The following is a 16,852-nucleotide window of genomic DNA, read 5'->3' as shown; positions in this document are numbered from 1 at the left end:
TGAGCGCGCGGTGAGCCACCGCCGCCACTGTGGGGCCATCGCCCGGTCCACCAAGGACCGGCCATGGAAACGCGGAGCACAGTGATGGGCATGCTGACCGGCAAGACGGCGCTGGTGACGGGTGGATCGCGGGGTATCGGGCAGGCTGTGGCGCTGCGGCTGGCGGCCGAGGGCGCTGTGGTCGCCGTTCACTACGGGGGCAACGAGGACGCGGCCAAGGAGACCGTGGCGCGCATCGAAGAGGGCGGCGGCCGGGCGTTCGCCGTGCGGGCGCGGTTCGGCGAGGACGGCGCGGTGGACCGGCTGTTCGAGCAGCTGGCCACCGGTCTGGCGGGACGCGGTCTTGACATCCTGGTCAACAACGCGGGTATCAGCTCCGGCAATCCGATCGCCCGGGTCACCGAGGAGGAGTTCGGCAGGCTGCTGGCGATCAACGTCGCCACGCCGTTCTTCGTGATCCAGCGGGCGCTGCCGCTGCTGAACGACGGCGGCCGCATCGTCAACATGGGCTCGACGGCCAGCCGGTTTGCCGTGTCCACGCAGATCGGCTACACCATCAGCAAGGCGGCGCTGGAGTCGATGGCCCCGTCGCTGGCCAACGAGCTGGGCCGGCGCGGCATCACGGTGAACACGGTCGCGCCGGGCGCGGTGCGGACCGACATGACCGCGGGATACACCTGCGTGCCGGAGGTGGTCGCGGGGCTGGAGGCGATCACGGCGCTGGGGCGGCTGGGCGAGCCGGAGGACGTCGCCGATGTCGTGGGATTCCTGGCGGGGCCGCGGGGCCGGTGGGTGACCGGCCAGACCATCGATGTCTCAGGTGGGACCTATCTCGGTCCGATCGCCCCCGCGTGATCTTCGCCGGTGGATAATCGCCGGCATGCGGTTCGGAATCCTCGGCGAGACCCGGGCGTGGTACGACGACGGGGCGGAGGTCCCGCTGGGCGGGCCGGCCCGGCGGGCGCTGCTGGCGCTGCTGCTGGTCCGTCCCGGGGAGGTGGTGTCCGCCGACCGGCTGGCCGAGGAGCTGGACCCGGGCGGGGCGGTGTCGGCGCACGCCCTGCAGTCCCAGGTCTCCCGGCTGCGCACCGCCCTCGGCCCGGCGGCGGCGATCGAACGGGCCGGGGCGGGCTACCGGATCGTGGTGGCGCCCGAGGACGTGGACGCCTGCCGGTTCGAGCGGCTGGCCCGGGAGGGCCGGGCCGCGCTGGGCGACGGCGACCCCGGGCGGGCGGTCGCGCTGCTGCGCGAGGCGCTGGGCCTGTGGCGGGGGCCCGCGTGGGACGGGCTGGACGGGAGCGAGACGGCCCGGGCCGCCGCCGTGCGGCTGGAGGAACTGCGGCTCGGGGCGCTGGAGGACCGGATCGAGGCCGAGCTGCGGCTCGGTGAGCACCGCGCTGCCGTACCGGAGCTGCGTGAGCTGGTCGGCCGCCATCCGCTCAGGGAGCGGCTGGCGGGGCTGCTGATGCGCGCGCTGTTCGCGGAGGGCGGGCAGGCCGAGGCGCTGGTGGTGTTCGAGGAGACCAGGAGCCACCTGGCCGAGGAGCTGGGCGCCGACCCCTCAGCCGAACTCGCCGCGCTGCACCGGGAGCTGCTGAGCGTCGACCCGTCGCCCTCGCCCGCCGCGCCGCCCGCGCAGCTGACGTCGTTCGTGGGCCGCGACGAGGAAGTGGCCGAGGTCGCCGAGCTGTTGCGGGTGGCCCGGCTGGTCACGCTGATCGGGCCGGGCGGCGTCGGCAAGACCCGGCTGTCGGTGGAGGTCGCGGGGGCGGGGGCCGCGCGGGACGAGGTGTGCTTCGTGGAGCTGGCTCCGCTGCGCGACGGCGCGGACCTGCCCCAGGCGCTGCTGGGCGCGCTCGGCCTGCGCGGGAACGGGCTCCAGCCGCAAGGCGGCCCCACCACGCCGGTCGACCGTCTGATCGCCGCGCTGTCGGGCCGGATGCTCCTGCTCGTCCTCGACAACTGCGAGCACGTCGTCGAGGAGGCCGCCGCGCTGGCGGCGCGGCTGCTGGCGACCTGCCCGCGGCTGCGCGTCCTGGCGACCAGCCGGGAGCCGCTCGGCATCATCGGCGAGCACGTCCGGCAGGTGCGGCCGCTCGACGACGAGGCGGCGGCACGGCTGTTCACCGACCGGGCCGCCGCGGCGCGGCGCGGCTTCACCGCCGATCCCGGGCTCGTACGGCGCGTCTGCGCCGCCCTGGACGATCTGCCGCTGGCCATCGAGCTGGTGGCGGCGCGGCTGCGCACGCTGGACCTCGACGACCTCGTGGGCCGGCTGGACGACCGGCTCGGGGTCGCGGCCCGCGGCAGCCGTACGGCCGACGGGCGCCATCGCACGCTGCGTTCGGTGGTCGCCTGGAGCTGGGATCTGCTCTCGGAGTCCGAGCAGCGGGCCGCGCGCCGTTTCACGGTCTTCGCCGGCGGCGCGAGCGCCGAGGCCGCGCTGCGGGTGTGCGGCACGGACGGCGAGACGCTGGAGTCGCTGGCCGACAAGTCGCTGCTCGAGCCCGCGGGCGGCGGGCGTTACCGGATGCTGGAGACGATCCGGGCGTACGGCGCCGAGCGGTTGGACGAGGCGGGCGAACGCGACTCGGCGCGCGGCGCCCACGCCCGGTACTTCCTGGAGCTGGCGCGGACCGCCGACCCCCATCTGCGCGGGGCCGGACAACTGGAGTGGCTGCGGGTCCTCGCCGCCGAGCACGACAACCTCCTGGCGGCCCTGCGCTGGGCGATCGAGGCGCCGGACCCCGCCACGGCCCTGGAACTGCTTGCCGCGGCCTCCACCTACCTGTGGATCCGCGGTGCCGCCGCCTCCGTCGCCCCGTACGCGATCACGCTGCTCGACGCCCTCGGCGACACGGCCGGCGAGACGGCCGGTGACACGGCCGGTGACACGGCCGGTGACACGGCCAGTGACACGGCCCCGGACGGCATCGGCGAGGAGTACGCGGTCTGCGTACTGCTCGCGGCGTCCGGCAGCGCCCCCGGGCGACCGGTCTGGCGGCGGCACCGCGCGGCGGCCGAGCAGGCGCTCGCGGCCGCCTGGCCGGGCGACCGCGCGGGCCGGTATCCGGCCGCCCTGCTCCTGTGGCTGATGCGCAGCGCGAGCGAGTCCGACCCGCGCGGCGCGTTCGCCCTCGTGTCCTCCCAACGCGACTGCCCGGAGCCGTGGGCACGGGCGGTCGCCTGGTACGTGTCCGGGTTCGGGTCGCTCGGCGAGGGGGACGCCGAGGCGGGCGAGCGCGCACTGGCCACGGCCGCCGAGGGGTTCCGCGCGCTCGGTGACCGCTGGGGCACCGCGCTGGCCCTGGACGTGCTGGCCGGCCTCGCGGGCGGGCGCGGCGACTGCGCGCGGGCCATCGCGCTGACCGACGAGGCCCTCGCCCTCACCGGGGAGCTCGGCGCCCTGGAGGACAGCGCCGACCTGCTGGTCAACCGGGGCGACCTGCTGTCCGGCCGGGACGGCCACCTCGACGACCGGGGCGGCCACCTCGACGACCGGGGCGACCAACCCGACGACCGGGCGGCGGCCCGCGCCGACTACGCGAGCGCGGCCGACCTGGCCCGCCGGGCCGGCAGCTCGACCTGCCTGGGAGCGGCCCTGCGCGGGCTCGGGGACATCGCCGCGCTGGAGGGAGACCTGGACGAGGCGGAACGGCTCTACGGGGAGGCCCTGGAGCGGATCGACCCGCACTGGGTCAAGAGCCTCGGCAACCGGGTGCGCACCCTCGCCGGCCTCGGCCGCGTCGCCGAGGCGCGGGGCGCCGGGCCGGCGGCCCGGAAGCGCTACCGGGAGGCGGCCGAGGCGGCGGGAGGCCCGGACAGGCTCCATCTGATGGGCCTCCCGGCGTCGGTCGTCGAGTCGGTCCTGGAGGCGGTGAGCCGGCGGTGAGCGTGCGGTGAGCCCTCCCCGGCAGTCTCTCCGCCATGACGAACCACGACGCACAAACCAACCGTGACGCACTCACCAACCGCAACGTACTGATCTCGGGCGCCTCCATCGCCGGCCCCGCGCTCGCGTACTGGCTCCACCGCCACGGCTTCAACCCCACCATCGTGGAGCGCGCCCCGGCCCTGCGCGAGGGCGGCTACGCCGTCGACTTCCGCGGTGAAGCCCATCTGTCGATCCTCCGCCGCATGGGCATCCTGGACGACCTGGAGCGGGCCCGCACCGGCATGGGCTCCATGTCGTACGTCAACAGCGCGGGGAAGCCGGTGGCCGACATGCCCGCCGACCTGTTCGCCGGGGACCTCGAAGTCCTCCGCGGCGACCTGGCCCGCATCCTCTACGACGCCACCAAGGAGCACACCGAATACGTCTTCGGTGACTCCATCACCTCGCTCACCGAGGACCCCGACGGCGTGACCGTCACCTTCGAACGCTCCGCGCCGCGCCGGTTCGACCTGGTGATCGGGGCCGACGGGCTGCACTCCAACACCCGCCGCCTGGCCTTCGGACCCGAGGAGCGGTTCGTCAAGCACCTCGGCGTGCACTGCGCGATCTTCACCACCGCCAACCACCTCGGCCTCGACCACACCGGACACGCCTACCGCACCGCGGGCAGGCTGGTCGCGATGTACAGCGCCCGCCACAACACCGAGGCCAAGGCGGTCTTCTACTTCGCCTCACCGAAGCAGGACCTCGACCGCCGCGACGTGGCCCGGCAACAGGCCGCCCTCACCGAGTGCTTCACCGGCAACGGCTGGCAGAGCGAGCGGCTGCTGGACGACATGCGCCACGCCCCGGACTTCTACTTCGACTCGGTCGGCCAGGTCCACATGGACAGCTGGACCCGCGGCCGGGTCGCCCTCATCGGCGACGCCGCCTACTGCCCCTCCTCCCTCTCGGGCATGGGCTCCGGCCTCGCCCTGGTCGGCGCGTACGTCCTCGCCGGCGAACTGGCCGCCGCGCACGGCGACCACGGTGTGGCCTTCGCCCGCTACGAGGAGGAGATGCGCGAGTACGCGACGGGCTGCCAGAAGATGGGCGACGGCGTCGCCAAGCTCATGGTCCCCCGCACCCGCGCCCTCGCCACGTTCCTCAACGGCTACTACAAGCTCATCCCGTACCTGCCGGGAAAGAACATGGCCGCCAAGATCGCCCGCAAGACCGCCGAGAACATCAAGCTGCGCGACTACGAAGCCCTTATCGGGGCGTAGTCGGCGAGGCCGCATTCCCTGCGGGGAACTGCCGGCTGGGCGCGGTGTCCGCAGGATCGGTCCCCTCACCACGAGAAAGGGACCGCATCCATGTCAGAGCTCGACACCGCCGAGGTGATCCGTCGCTTCAACGAGGCGTTCACCAGCCATGACCCCAGCGGACTGACGGACCTGGTGGCCGACGACTGCGTGATGGTGTCCGTCCAGCCCGCCCCGGACGGCACGCGCTACGAAGGCCGTGAGGAGTGCCTGAAATTCTGGGCCGCGCTCGCCGCCGACCCCCACACCGACTTCACCCCGTACGACGTCTTCGTCGCGGGTGAGCGTGGGGTCATCCAGTGGCGGGCCACCTTCACCGACAGCGAGGCCACGTTCGGCGAGGGGCATACGACGTCGGTGCTCGGCGTGAATGTCATGCGGGTGAGGGCCGGCCGGATCACCGAGGCGCTGGGCTACTCGAAGACTCCGTGACGACCGATGACGACCGATGATTTCCGGGTCCTCGCGACGTCCTAACTGCTGACCGGATCATCCGCAGTGGGGAGGACCCCGTGCACGCAGCCCTTGTGACCCTGACCATCGACCCGGCCCAGGCACCCGCTGCCGCCGCCGCGCTGATGGAGGACGTCCTGCCGAGGATCCGCTCGGCGCCCGGCTTTCTCACCGGATACTGGCTGGAGCCCGTGGACGGTCGTGGCCTCTCGATGACCGTCTTCGAGACCGAGGACCAGGCCCGCGCGGCCACCCCGCCCGCCCTCGACTGGACCGCGCCCGGCGTCACCATCGAGTCCGTCGAGTTCCGCCGCGTGGCCGTCGCTACCAGCCAGGACGAGGCGTCCGGCTGATCTCGCACCACACCACCTTGGACGCGGGGCCCCACAGCTCGCCGTTCAGTGGGAAGTGATTCCAGCTGTCGGCGAGCAGCTCCAGCAGATGAAGCCCCCGCCCACCCTCGCTGTCCGCGCCGACCTTCCGCAGGCCGGGCGGCGTGGGGCTGGTGTCCCACACCGTCATGCGCAGCCGCTCGGCGTACCACTTCAGCCGCAGGTAGGCCTCGCCTCCGGTGTGCACGATCGCGTTGGTGAGCATCTCGCTGGCCAGCAGCTCGGCCCGGTCGACGAGTTCGGGCAGCTCGTGCGCGGTGAGGGCGGTACGGAGGGAGGCCCGGGCGACACGGACGGCGCGGGGGTCGTGGGGGATGTGCAGCGAGTACTCGAACGGCGCGACGGCAGGGGTGATGAGGGGCATGGGGGCCTCCTGTGGCGCGGTGGGGTTGCGAGGGCGGGCCGGTGTCATTGCCGCCATGCGGGCATGGCGGTGCGCTTCCGGCTGGCCGGATGTTTCGCTTGGTGAGCGGTGCGATACTCAACGTAGGGTGCTACATAGCACCGGCGCAACGTAGTACGCCAAGTTCGCCCAAAGGAGGCGGCTCATGGCAGGGTGGCGCCGCAGCCGCTGAGTAGCAGGGAGTGGGCACATGCCGCCGAGGAGTAATCCGACCGCCCGTCAGGAGCGGCTGGGCGCTGAGCTGCGGAAGATGCGGGAGCGCGCCGGTCTGACCGCCCGCGAGGCCGCCAAGCGCTTGGGGGTGAGCCCCATGCAGATGAGTCACATGGAGGTCGGTCGCCTCGGCGTCAGCGAGGAACGGCTGCGCGCGCTCGCCGACCAGTACCACTGTGGGGACGCCGCGTTGGTGAACGCGCTGGTCGCGATGGCGACAGAGCGGGTGCGCGGCTGGTGGGAGGAGTATCGCGGCACCCTCGCCTCGACCTCGCTGGATCTCGCCGCTCTGGAATGGCACTCCACCCACATGCGGAGCCTGCAAGTGGTGCACATCCCTGGTCTGCTCCAAGTGGAGCCGTATATGCGGGCCCTGTTCACGTACGCACGCCCCACCCACGCCTCGGAACACCTTGAGGCGGTCATCGACTTCCGTCTGCGGCGCCGTGAGGTGCTTGAACGTGAAGACCCACCCGCCTTTACGGCGATCATCCACGAGGCCGCGCTGCTGATGAAGGTCGGCGACCGTAAGGCGTCCCGTGAGCAGCTGGACTTCATTCTGGAGACATCCGAACTCCCGAACGTCACCGTACGGGTCGTGCCCTTCTCCGCAGAGGGATTCGCGGGCATGGGCTACGCGATGACGTACGCGGCGGGCCCGGTTCCCCCGCTTGACACCGTGCAGATCGACCACGTTCACGGCATCGACTTCCTGCACGCCGAGGCGCAACTCGGCTACTACCGCGCCCTCCTGAGTAGGGTCGAGGCGTCAGCGATCAGCCCCGAGAAGTCGCGGGACTTCATCCACCGCATCGCACGAGAGTTGTAAGGAATCAGGACATGCATCAGGTCCACTGGCGAAAGTCCTCCTTCTCGGGGACCGGCCCGGACAACAACTGCGTAGAACTCGCCGCCACCGACGGCGCCATACACCTCCGCGAGAGCGACGACCCTGGCACAGTCATACGCACGAACCCCCGCCCGCTCGCGGCCTTCATCCGGGCGGCCAAGGCAGGGGTGTTCGACAACTTGCGGTGAGTATGGGACAGCGACACGCCGTGCCGTCGGCGTGTCGCTGTCCCATACTCACCGCAAACCGGGTTGTCCACAGGCCCAAGCGGCAGCCGGAGACAGACGGCACCCTGAGGGGGTGACGAGGACGGGGGACCCGGTCTCGCTGACCGGGCTGGCCGGCGCCCAGGGCGGCGTGGTGCTGACGGCTCAGGCCCTGGCGGGCGGATGGGATCGGCGTCGGCTGAACCGATGCCTGGTGGGCGGCGGATGGACGCGGATCGGCCGGGGGGCCTGGGTCGAGCCGGGGCGGGCGGTGGATGGGGTGACGCTGCTGTGGGCGAACCAGCTCGCGCACCCGCAGCTCGTGGTGAGCCACACGGCGGCCGCAGTGCTGCACGATGTCGAGACGCTAGCCCAGCGCGTGGAGTTCATCGGGCCCTGCGGGCGTAGACCCACCATCCACGGTGGCGAGCTGCATCGGCTGCCGCTGAGCGCTGATGAGGTCACCACCGTGGCCGGGCTGAGGGTCACGACGGCCGCGCGCACGATGGCGGATCTGCTGCGGGCCTGGGAGCGGGACGAGGCGTTGGTGGCGGTGGAGTCCGCCGTGAGTCGGCGTCCCGGCCGGGGCCCTGAGGCGGGGCGGCGGGAGCCGTGCACCACGCTCGGGGAGATCGCGCGTGCGGTGGAGAGGGGGGCCGGGTTTCAGGGCACGAGGGCGGCGCGCGAGTGGCTGGCGCTGGCGGACCCCAAGGCCGGGTCGCCTGCGGAGACGATCGCTCGGCTGCGGATGAACGACGCCGGGCTCTACCCGGAGTCACAGGTGCCGCTCATCACCCCGTCAGGGCGGCGGGCCTTTCCTGACTTTCTGTTCCGGAAGCAGGGGCTGGCGGTGGAGATCGAGGGCTACCTGTGGCACGGCAGCCGGGCCCAGCACCAGCGGGACACGGTCCGCTACAACGACCTGATGTCGTGCGCGGAAGTGCGCCGCATCATGAGGTTCACGGCGAGCGATGTGTACCGGCGCCCCGGGGCGGTGATCCGCGACATCCGGGGCGTTTTGGCACACCTGTCAGGCGTCCAGACCGCTTCGTAGCGGGGCGAGCGGTCCGACAACTTGCGGTGAGTATGGGACAGCGACACGCCGTCGGCACGGCGTGTCGCTGTCCCATACTCACCGCAAACCGAGGCGTCAGCCGGCGGCCAGGAAGGTGGTCAGGCTGTCGAGGAGCATGGTGCTGCCCTGTTCGGCCATGTCGCGTTCCTCGGCGGTGTCACAGGTCTGGCTGAGCACGATCCGCGTGTGGTGGTCGTCCTGCTCGTCGAGTTCCATGGTCATGGCGGCGGGCTCGGGCTTGCCGGGCACGTCCATGCCGGTGACCAGGCGGCGATGCTCGGCGACCTCGAGATAGGAGCCGGTCAGGGGGAACTGCCCGCCGTCCGGGGTGACCATGGTGGCCTTCCACACTCCGCCCGGCCGTACGTCCATCTCGACGGAGCCGGCGGCGGCGCCCGCCCACTGGGTGTACTGCTCGGGGGTGGTCCACGCCTGCCACACCGCCACCGCAGGGGCGTTCAGCGTGCGGGTCAGGGTGTAGGCGAAGCCGTTGGCCGCGGTGGTCTGCTCGGTGGTCATGTCTCGTCTCCTCGTCTCGCCCGGTGGAGCTGTCTGATGTGCAGACGCCCGGGGGCGTGAGAACTCATCGGTGTGCGTTGCCAGAACTGTGTCATCTGCCTCTGACAATGCGGCTGTTGGCGCCCTGGCGCCACGGTTGAGCGGGTGTCCGGCCGTGTCCTTCAGGAGCCGCAGTGGGCGGCGCGGTCCAGGAGGAGCCGGCGTTCGCGGGTGTTGCGGGTCAGGGAGGCGGCGCGTTCGTATTCGGTGCGGGCCTCCGCCTCGCGGCCCAGCCGCTTCAGCAGGTCGGCGCGGACGCTGGGGAGGAGGTGGTAGTCCTTCAGGGCCGGTTCGTCGGTGAGGGCGTCGACGAGGGGGAGGGCGGCGGCGGGGCCCTGGGACATGGAGACGGCGACGGCGCGGTTGAGTTCGATGACGGGGGAGGGGGTCAGGGCCATGAGCCGGCCGTAGAGGATGGCGATGGTGGCCCAGTCGGTGTCCTCGTAGCGGGCCGCCTGGGCGTGGCAGGCGGCGATGGCGGCCTGGAGGGAGTAGGGGCCGTGGCCGGCGCGGTGGAGGGCTTCGACGCCGCGGTGGATGAGGAGGCGGTTCCATCTGGCGCGGTTCTGGTCGGCGAGGAGGACGGGTTCGCCGTCGGGGCCGGTGCGGGCCGGGGTGCGGGAGGCCTGGAATTCCAGGAGGGCGGCGAGGCCGTGGGCTTCGGGTTCGCGGGGCATGAGGGCGGCCAGGACGCGGGCCAGGCGGAGGGCGTCCTCGCAGAGGGCGGGGCGGAGCAGGTCGTCGCCGGCGGTGGCGGAGTAGCCCTCGTTGAAGATGAGGTAGATGACTTCGAGGACGGAGGCGAGGCGGGCGGCCCGGTCGGCGCCGTAGGGGACCTCGAAGGGGACGTCGGCTTTGGCGAGGGTCCGTTTGGCGCGGACGATGCGCTGGGCGACGGTGGGCTCCGGGGCCAGGAAGGCGCGGGCGATCTCCTGCGTGGTCAGCCCGCCCAGCAGGCGCAGGGTGAGAGCGACCCGGGCCTCGGTGGACAGCACGGGGTGGCAGGCGGTGAAGATCAGCCGCAGCAGGTCGTCGTCGATGTCCTCGGCGGGGTCCTCGGCGTAGTCGGGCGGGGCCGCGTCCGTGAGGGTACGGCCGACCTCGGCGAGCTTGCGCGCGTACGTCTCCTTGCGGCGTACGAGGTCGATCGCGCGGTGCCTGGCGGTGGCCATGAGCCAGGCGCCCGGGTTGTCCGGGACGCCCGACTCCGGCCACTGCTCCAGCGCGGCGACCAGAGCGTCCTGCGCCAGCTCCTCGGCCAGCCCTATGTCCCGCACGATGCGGGTGACCCCCGCGATGATCCGCGCGGATTCGATTCTGAAGACCGTTTCGGTGGCCTGGACCGCCTCAGGGCCTGCTGCTCCCGTCACGGTCACCCATCAGAGCAGCCGCGCGGGAGCCGGGCAAGCGCGGTCGGTCAGCCTTCGGCGATCTCCCGGACCTCGGCGGTGACGGTCCAGTAGTCCTCGTGGGTCTGCAGGAACCGCTTGGTCCACTCCAGCGCCTCCGCCTTGTCCTTGGCCTGGATGATGGAGTAGCCGCCGATGACCTCCTTGCTCTCGGTGAAGGGCCCGTCGGTGTAGCTGAGCTTGCCGCCGGACCAGGTGACCCGGGTGCCCTCGGAGGTGGGGGTGAGGCCGGCGGTGTCCAGCATCACCCCGGCCTTCGTGATCTCCTCCAGCAGCGCGCCCATGCGCTCCTGGAGCTCGGGGCTGGGGCCCTCGGCGGGGGCGTTCTGCTCGTCGATGCGGATCAACGTCATGAAGCGCGGCATGGTGACTCCTCGGTACGGAGGGCGGGGCCTCTCCCCGCCTCTCACCCTTGCGTCGAACGGGAGACGGCCGGATCGACAGCTCCCGGAAAAAATCTTCGGAGAATTTTCCGCCCGCTCTGCCCGTGTATATGACGATAAGTTCCGCCTGGTGCGGGCGGGGCGGCCGGGGCGCACGATGGGGAGAGGGTTAGCGGGCGCCGACAACGGTGAGACGTAACAGCCCGTGACCCGTCGGCAGGGAAGAGGATGAGTACCGATCGCACCCCACCCCGTCATCCCGGCCGCCGCCCCCGCAGGGTGGCGCCCGGCGGCCGGAGCGAGCGCACCGACCGGATGCTGCGGACGCTGTTGCGCCGCCGCAAGGAGCCGCTGACCATCTCGGACGTGACGGTCGTCGACCGGCCGGGGCTGCGCCGCGCGGTCGCGGCGACGGCGGTCGGCAACACCATGGAGTGGTTCGACTTCGGCGTCTACGCCTATGTCGCGGTCACGCTCGGCAAGGTCTTCTTCCCCTCGGACTCGGCGGCGACGCAGGTGGTCTCCACCTTCGCCACCTTCGCGGTCGCGTTCCTGGTCCGGCCGCTGGGCGGGCTGGTCTTCGGGCCGCTGGGGGACCGCATCGGGCGGCGGCGGGTGCTCTCGACCACCATGATCATGATGGCGATCGGCACCTTCGCGGTGGGGCTGCTGCCCGGTTACGACTCCATCGGCATCGCGGCCCCGCTGCTGTTGCTGGCGTGCCGGGTGGTGCAGGGGTTCTCGACCGGCGGCGAGTACGCGGGGGCCACCACGTACATCGCCGAGTTCGCCCCGGACCGGCGCCGCGGCTTCCTGGGGAGCTGGCTGGACTTCGGGACGTTCGTCGGCTATTCGCTGGGGTCCGGGGTGGTCACGGTGCTGACCGCGGCGCTCGGCGAGCAGGGGATGGTGGACTGGGGCTGGCGGGTGCCGTTCCTGATCGCGGGGCCGCTCGGGCTGATCGGGCTCTACATGCGGCTGCGGCTGGAGGAGACCCCGGCGTTCCAGCAGGAGGCGGAGCGGGCCGCGGAGGCGGTGGGCGCCGGGCAGGACGGCGTGGATCCGGTCGAGGAGGCGCGCCAGTCCGGCAAGGGCCGGCTGAAGGAGATCTTCACCCGGCACTGGCAGGCCGTGCTGATCTGCATGGGGCTGGTGCTGCTGTACAACGTCACCAACTACATGGTGACGTCCTACCTGCCCACGTACATGACCTCCACCCTGGGCCAGGACCCCACCACGGCCCAGGTGCTGGTGCTCGGCACGATGATCCTCGTCGCGCTGACGATCACCGTGGTGGGCCGCTCCTCCGACCGCTGGGGGCGGCGGCCGATGTTCATGGCCGGCAGCGTGGCGCTGATCGCCCTCGCGATCCCGGCGCTGCTGCTGATCCAGGCGGGCGGGTTCCTGATGCCCGCGGTGGGCTGTGTGATCCTCGGGCTGCTGCTGGTGATCTTCGCGGGGACCAGCGCGGCCACCCTGCCCGCCCTGTTCCCGACCCGGCTGCGCTACGGGGCCCTGTCGATCGCGTTCAACATCTCGGTGTCGCTGTTCGGCGGCACCACCCCGCTGGTCGCCTCCTGGCTGGTCGCCACGACGGGCGACAAGCTGGTGCCGGCGTACTACCTGATGGGTGCGGGCCTCGTCGGGCTGGTCTCCACGATCTTCCTGCACGAGACGGCGGGCAAGCCGCTGCGCGGCTCGGGGCCCATGGTGGAGACGGCCGAGGAGGCGCACAGGCTGGTGGCCAGGAGCCGCACCCGGGCCGGGCGGCGGGCGCGGGACGTGTGGATCAGGCTGCGCCACCCGTGGGCGGCGCAGCGGTACCGGGATCACGGCGGGGACGGGGGACGGTGATCCGGTGAGCTGGGCCGGGGGTGGGCCCGCGGCGGGCGGTCGTGGTCAGTTCCCCGCGTTCCACCCGCGTTCCATCAGTTCCCCGCCTGCCAGAGGAGCACGGCCGCGATCACCATGACCAGGATGGAGGTGGTCACCCAGACCATCGCCCCCTTGCTCGGCTTCGTCGCGGGGTTCTGGACCCACCGGTAGTAGTCGCGGGTGATCTGGCGGCGTACCGGGGCGAGCGCGACCGGCATCATGATCATGAGGACCGTGTACTGGTAGCAGGTGCCGGCCGGCCCGTCGCCCTGGGCGAGGCTGTTCCCTCCCACCGCGATGATGCCGATGACCGGCATCCAGAGCTGCTTCGTGCGGTACTGCGGGATCTCGATGATCCACTGCATGGCGGCGAGGTTGAAGAGGGTGGCGCCCGCGGCGATCAGTATCCACGTGCTGGTGGACAGCGACTGGAACATGAAAGCCCTCCCGAGCCGGTGCGTGACGCCGCGCTGTGCCGGCGTTGGCCCGGACTTTACCGGGAGTGATCGTCACACTCGGCCCAGCGCCCTCGTCAGCGTGATCTCGATCAGGACCCGGTCCGGGTTGGGGGACGGGGTGCGCTCGTAGCGCTCGGCGTAGCGGCGCACCGCGTCCTCGATCAGCTCGGGTTCGGTGCGGATGACCGCCCGGCCCTCGAGCGTCGCCCAGCGCCTTCCGGCGAACTGACAGACCGCGACGGGCGCGCCGGAGGGGCCGGCGGACCGGATGTGGGCGACCTTGCGGCTGTGCTTGTTGCTGATGACGCGGGCGAGGCCGGCCGCCGGGTCGTAGGTGACACCGACGGGGACCACATGGGGGGTGCCGTCCGGGCGCGGGGTGGTCAGGGTGCACACATGGCGCTCGCGCCAGAAGGCGAGGTAGTCGGGGCCGGGGTCGCGTGGGTCCAAGGCCATGGCCACAATCTATCGACCCACGCCCTTGAGTGGAATAGACTCAACTTTACGGATGTTGGGTACGGCAGGACTGAGTGGCTGGAACTGGGTCGCAGGGACTGAGTGCCGCCAAGAGCGCGACGAGGAGGAGTACGGGGACGTGGACGCCGAGCTGACCAACAAGAGCCGGGCGGCGGTGAGCGCCGCCAATGACCGCGCGGTCTCCGCGGGGCACGCGGACCTGACACCGGCGCATCTGCTCCTGGGCCTGCTGCAGGGGCAGGACAACGAGAACCTGATGGATCTGCTGGCGGCCGTGGACGCGGACGTGGCCGTGGTGCGCGACGGCACGGAGCGGCTGCTGGCCGGGCTGGCCAGCGTGCGCGGCTCGACCGTCGCCCCGCCGCAGCCCGACCGCGACCTGCTGGCGGTGCTCGCGGACGCCGCCCAGCGCGCCAAGGAGCTGGGGGACGACTACGTGTCCACCGAGCACCTGCTGATCGGCATCGCCGCCAAGGGCGGCCGGGCCGGGGAGCTGCTGGCCGCGCAGGGCGCGAGCGCCAAGAAGCTGCTCGCCGCCTTCGAGAAGGCGCGGGGCGGGCAGCGGGTGACCAACCCGGACCCGGAGGGCACGTACAAGGCGCTGGAGAAGTTCGGCACCGACTTCACCGCGGCCGCGCGCGACGGCAAGCTCGACCCGGTCATCGGCCGGGACCAGGAGATCCGCCGCGTCGTCCAGGTGCTCTCGCGGCGCACCAAGAACAACCCGGTGCTGATCGGCGAGCCCGGCGTCGGCAAGACGGCCGTCGTCGAGGGCCTGGCGCAGCGCATCGTCAAGGGCGACGTGCCCGAGAGCCTGCGGAACAAGCGGCTGGTGGCGCTCGACCTGGGCGCGATGGTCGCGGGCGCCAAGTACCGCGGTGAGTTCGAGGAGCGGCTGAAGACCGTCCTGGCCGAGATCAAGTCCAGCGACGGCCAGATCATCACCTTCATCGACGAGCTGCACACCGTGGTCGGCGCGGGCGCCGGCGGCGACTCCGCGATGGACGCGGGCAACATGCTCAAGCCGATGCTGGCCCGCGGCGAGCTGCGCATGGTGGGCGCCACCACGCTGGACGAGTACCGCGAGCGGATCGAGAAGGACGCCGCCCTGGAGCGCCGCTTCCAGCAGGTGCTGGTCGCCGAGCCGACCGTCGAGGACACGGTGGCGATCCTGCGCGGCCTCAAGGGCCGCTACGAGGCGCACCACAAGGTGCAGATCGCGGACGGCGCCCTGGTCGCCGCCGCGACCCTGTCCGACCGCTACATCACCTCCCGCTTCCTCCCCGACAAGGCCATCGACCTGGTCGACGAGGCCGCCTCCCGGCTGCGCATGGAGATCGACTCCTCGCCCGTCGAGATCGACGAGCTCCAGCGCTCGGTGGACCGGATGAAGATGGAGGAGATGGCGCTCGCCAAGGAGACCGACGACGCCAGTCGGCAGCGGCTGGAGAAGCTGCGCCGCGACCTCGCCGACAAGGAGGAGGAGCTGCGCGGGCTGACCGCGCGCTGGGAGAAGGAGAAGCAGGGCCTCAACCGGGTCGGTGAGCTGAAGGAGAAACTCGACGAGCTGCGCGGGCAGGCCGAGCGGGCCCAGCGCGACGGGGACTTCGACACCGCGTCCAAGCTGCTGTACGGGGAGATCCCGGCGGTCGAGCGCGAGCTGAAGGAGGCCTCCGCGGCCGAGGCCGAGGTCCAGGGGGGCCGCGGCACGATGGTCAAGGAGGAGGTCGGCCCGGACGACGTGGCCGATGTGGTCGCCTCCTGGACCGGCATCCCCGCCGGGCGGCTGCTGGAGGGCGAGACCCAGAAGCTGCTGCGCATGGAGGACGAACTCGGCAAGCGGCTGATCGGCCAGACCGAGGCCGTACGGGCCGTGTCCGACGCCGTGCGCCGCAGCCGGGCCGGCATCGCCGACCCCGACCGGCCGACCGGGTCGTTCCTCTTCCTCGGCCCGACCGGCGTCGGCAAGACCGAGCTGGCCAAGGCGCTCGCGGACTTCCTCTTCGACGACGAGCGGGCCATGGTCCGCATCGACATGAGCGAGTACAGCGAGAAGCACAGCGTCGCCCGCCTGGTCGGCGCGCCCCCCGGCTACGTCGGCTACGAGGAGGGCGGCCAGCTCACCGAGGCGGTCCGCCGCCGACCGTACAGCGTGGTGCTGCTGGACGAGGTCGAGAAGGCCCACCCCGAGGTCTTCGACATCCTGCTCCAGGTGCTGGACGACGGACGGCTCACGGACGGCCAGGGCCGGACCGTGGACTTCCGCAACACCATCCTGGTCCTCACCTCCAACCTCGGCAGCCAGTACCTGGTGGACCCGCTGCTCAGCGAGGAGGAGAAGAAGCAGAGCGTGCTGGAGACCGTGCGGGCCTCCTTCAAGCCGGAGTTCCTGAACCGGCTGGACGACCTGGTCGTCTTCACCGCGCTCAGCCAGAGCGAGCTGGCCCGCATCGCCGGGCTCCAGATCGAGCGGCTCGCCGAGCGCCTGGCCGAGCGGCAGCTGAAGCTCGACGTCACCCCGGCCGCGCTGGCCTGGCTGGCGGAGGAGGGCATGGACCCGGCGTACGGGGCCCGGCCGCTGCGCCGCCTCGTCCAGACGGCGATCGGCGACCGGCTGGCCAAGGAGATCCTGGCGGGCGAGGTCAGGGACGGGGACACGGTCCGGGTGGACCGGGTCGGCGACGACCTGCTGGTGGGCCCGGCGCAGTAAGCAGCACGGCAAGAGGCCCGGCCGTGGCAGGCGGCCCCGGCACCGGGCGGGTGGCCCGCGGCGCGCGCCGCGGGCCACCCGCCTTTTCGCCGTCGGGTGTGCGTGATCGGATCCGCCGATCCGGCAACAGTTGGCCCGGGCTTGCACGGTGGGGGCGGGTGTGAGGGAGGATGGCGGTATCCAGACGAAGG

At 72.1% G+C, this 16,852-nt stretch carries 16 protein-coding genes; 10 read left to right on the top strand and 6 right to left on the bottom strand.

The window, feature by feature from the left end; all coding sequences use genetic code 11:
* The first annotated feature begins 84 nt into the window (after window positions 1–84).
* From ABFY07_RS12585 to ABFY07_RS12565, 5 genes are all read left to right on the top strand, one after another.
* Window positions 85–855, top strand: a complete 771-nt coding sequence (locus ABFY07_RS12585; protein ID WP_346174748.1) for an SDR family NAD(P)-dependent oxidoreductase — start codon at window positions 85–87, stop codon at window positions 853–855.
* A gap of 25 nt (window positions 856–880) precedes the next feature.
* Complete coding sequence (locus ABFY07_RS12580) at window positions 881–3,892, top strand: ATP-binding protein (RefSeq protein WP_346174568.1); 3,012 nt, start codon at window positions 881–883, stop codon at window positions 3,890–3,892.
* Window positions 3,893–3,927: 35 nt separating this feature from the next.
* A complete protein-coding gene (locus ABFY07_RS12575) occupies window positions 3,928–5,160 on the top strand; it encodes an FAD-dependent monooxygenase (protein WP_346174567.1) in 1,233 nt (410 codons plus the stop codon).
* A 90-nt stretch (window positions 5,161–5,250) separates the two neighbouring features.
* Window positions 5,251–5,631, top strand: a complete 381-nt coding sequence (locus tag ABFY07_RS12570) for a nuclear transport factor 2 family protein (protein WP_346174566.1) — start codon at window positions 5,251–5,253, stop codon at window positions 5,629–5,631.
* A gap of 80 nt (window positions 5,632–5,711) precedes the next feature.
* On the top strand, window positions 5,712–6,005 hold the full coding sequence (locus ABFY07_RS12565) for a hypothetical protein (protein ID WP_346174565.1): 294 nt from the start codon (window positions 5,712–5,714) through the stop codon (window positions 6,003–6,005).
* On the opposite strand, the gene ABFY07_RS12560 is transcribed toward ABFY07_RS12565, so the two are convergent.
* Window positions 5,977–6,408 carry an ATP-binding protein gene (locus ABFY07_RS12560; RefSeq protein ID WP_346174564.1) on the bottom strand — a complete coding sequence of 144 codons (432 nt, stop codon included), beginning with the start codon at window positions 6,406–6,408 and terminating at the stop codon, window positions 5,977–5,979. The genes ABFY07_RS12565 and ABFY07_RS12560 overlap by 29 nt on opposite strands.
* 229 nt (window positions 6,409–6,637) lie before the next feature.
* On the opposite strand from ABFY07_RS12560, the gene ABFY07_RS12555 reads away from it, so the two are divergent.
* From ABFY07_RS12555 to ABFY07_RS12545, 3 genes are all read left to right on the top strand, one after another.
* Complete coding sequence (locus ABFY07_RS12555) at window positions 6,638–7,489, top strand: helix-turn-helix domain-containing protein (RefSeq protein WP_346174563.1); 852 nt, start codon at window positions 6,638–6,640, stop codon at window positions 7,487–7,489.
* 11 nt (window positions 7,490–7,500) lie between these two features.
* Complete coding sequence (locus ABFY07_RS12550) at window positions 7,501–7,698, top strand: DUF397 domain-containing protein (RefSeq protein WP_346174562.1); 198 nt, start codon at window positions 7,501–7,503, stop codon at window positions 7,696–7,698.
* Between the two features lie 112 nt (window positions 7,699–7,810).
* Window positions 7,811–8,770: a hypothetical protein gene (locus tag ABFY07_RS12545; protein ID WP_346174561.1), complete on the top strand. Its 960-nt coding sequence runs from the start codon at window positions 7,811–7,813 to the stop codon at window positions 8,768–8,770.
* Window positions 8,771–8,866: 96 nt separating this feature from the next.
* Here ABFY07_RS12545 and ABFY07_RS12540 read toward each other — a convergent pair whose 3' ends face one another.
* From ABFY07_RS12540 to ABFY07_RS12530, 3 genes are all read right to left on the bottom strand, one after another.
* Window positions 8,867–9,310 (bottom strand): SRPBCC family protein, encoded by a 444-nt coding sequence (locus ABFY07_RS12540; protein WP_346174560.1) that lies wholly within the window; start codon window positions 9,308–9,310, stop codon window positions 8,867–8,869.
* A gap of 161 nt (window positions 9,311–9,471) precedes the next feature.
* The gene (locus ABFY07_RS12535; RefSeq protein ID WP_428836914.1) at window positions 9,472–10,725 is read right to left on the bottom strand and encodes an RNA polymerase sigma factor; all 1,254 of its coding nucleotides are present in this window, start codon (window positions 10,723–10,725) and stop codon (window positions 9,472–9,474) included.
* A gap of 41 nt (window positions 10,726–10,766) precedes the next feature.
* Window positions 10,767–11,123, bottom strand: coding sequence for a YciI family protein (locus ABFY07_RS12530; protein WP_065962508.1), 357 nt, complete (start codon window positions 11,121–11,123; stop codon window positions 10,767–10,769).
* Window positions 11,124–11,456: 333 nt separating this feature from the next.
* On the opposite strand from ABFY07_RS12530, the gene proP reads away from it, so the two are divergent.
* Entirely contained in the window at window positions 11,457–12,995 is a 1,539-nt protein-coding gene (proP, locus tag ABFY07_RS12525) for a glycine betaine/L-proline transporter ProP (protein ID WP_346174747.1), read from the top strand.
* A gap of 74 nt (window positions 12,996–13,069) precedes the next feature.
* On the opposite strand, the gene ABFY07_RS12520 is transcribed toward proP, so the two are convergent.
* Window positions 13,070–13,453: a hypothetical protein gene (locus tag ABFY07_RS12520; RefSeq protein ID WP_346174558.1), complete on the bottom strand. Its 384-nt coding sequence runs from the start codon at window positions 13,451–13,453 to the stop codon at window positions 13,070–13,072.
* A 72-nt stretch (window positions 13,454–13,525) separates the two neighbouring features.
* Window positions 13,526–13,930, bottom strand: coding sequence for a pyridoxamine 5'-phosphate oxidase family protein (locus tag ABFY07_RS12515; RefSeq protein ID WP_346174557.1), 405 nt, complete (start codon window positions 13,928–13,930; stop codon window positions 13,526–13,528).
* Window positions 13,931–14,069: 139 nt separating this feature from the next.
* Between ABFY07_RS12515 and clpB the strand changes: the two genes are divergently transcribed.
* The gene (gene clpB / locus ABFY07_RS12510; RefSeq protein ID WP_346174556.1) at window positions 14,070–16,661 is read left to right on the top strand and encodes an ATP-dependent chaperone ClpB; all 2,592 of its coding nucleotides are present in this window, start codon (window positions 14,070–14,072) and stop codon (window positions 16,659–16,661) included.
* The last annotated feature ends 191 nt before the right edge of the window (window positions 16,662–16,852 follow it).

Origin of the sequence: Streptomyces sparsogenes subsp. cuspidosporus (assembly GCF_039532705.1) — a bacterium.
GTDB lineage: Bacteria > Actinomycetota > Actinomycetes > Streptomycetales > Streptomycetaceae > Streptomyces > Streptomyces sparsogenes.
Note: the sequence above shows the minus strand (reverse complement) of the source record. Positions and strands in the feature narration are given on the sequence as shown.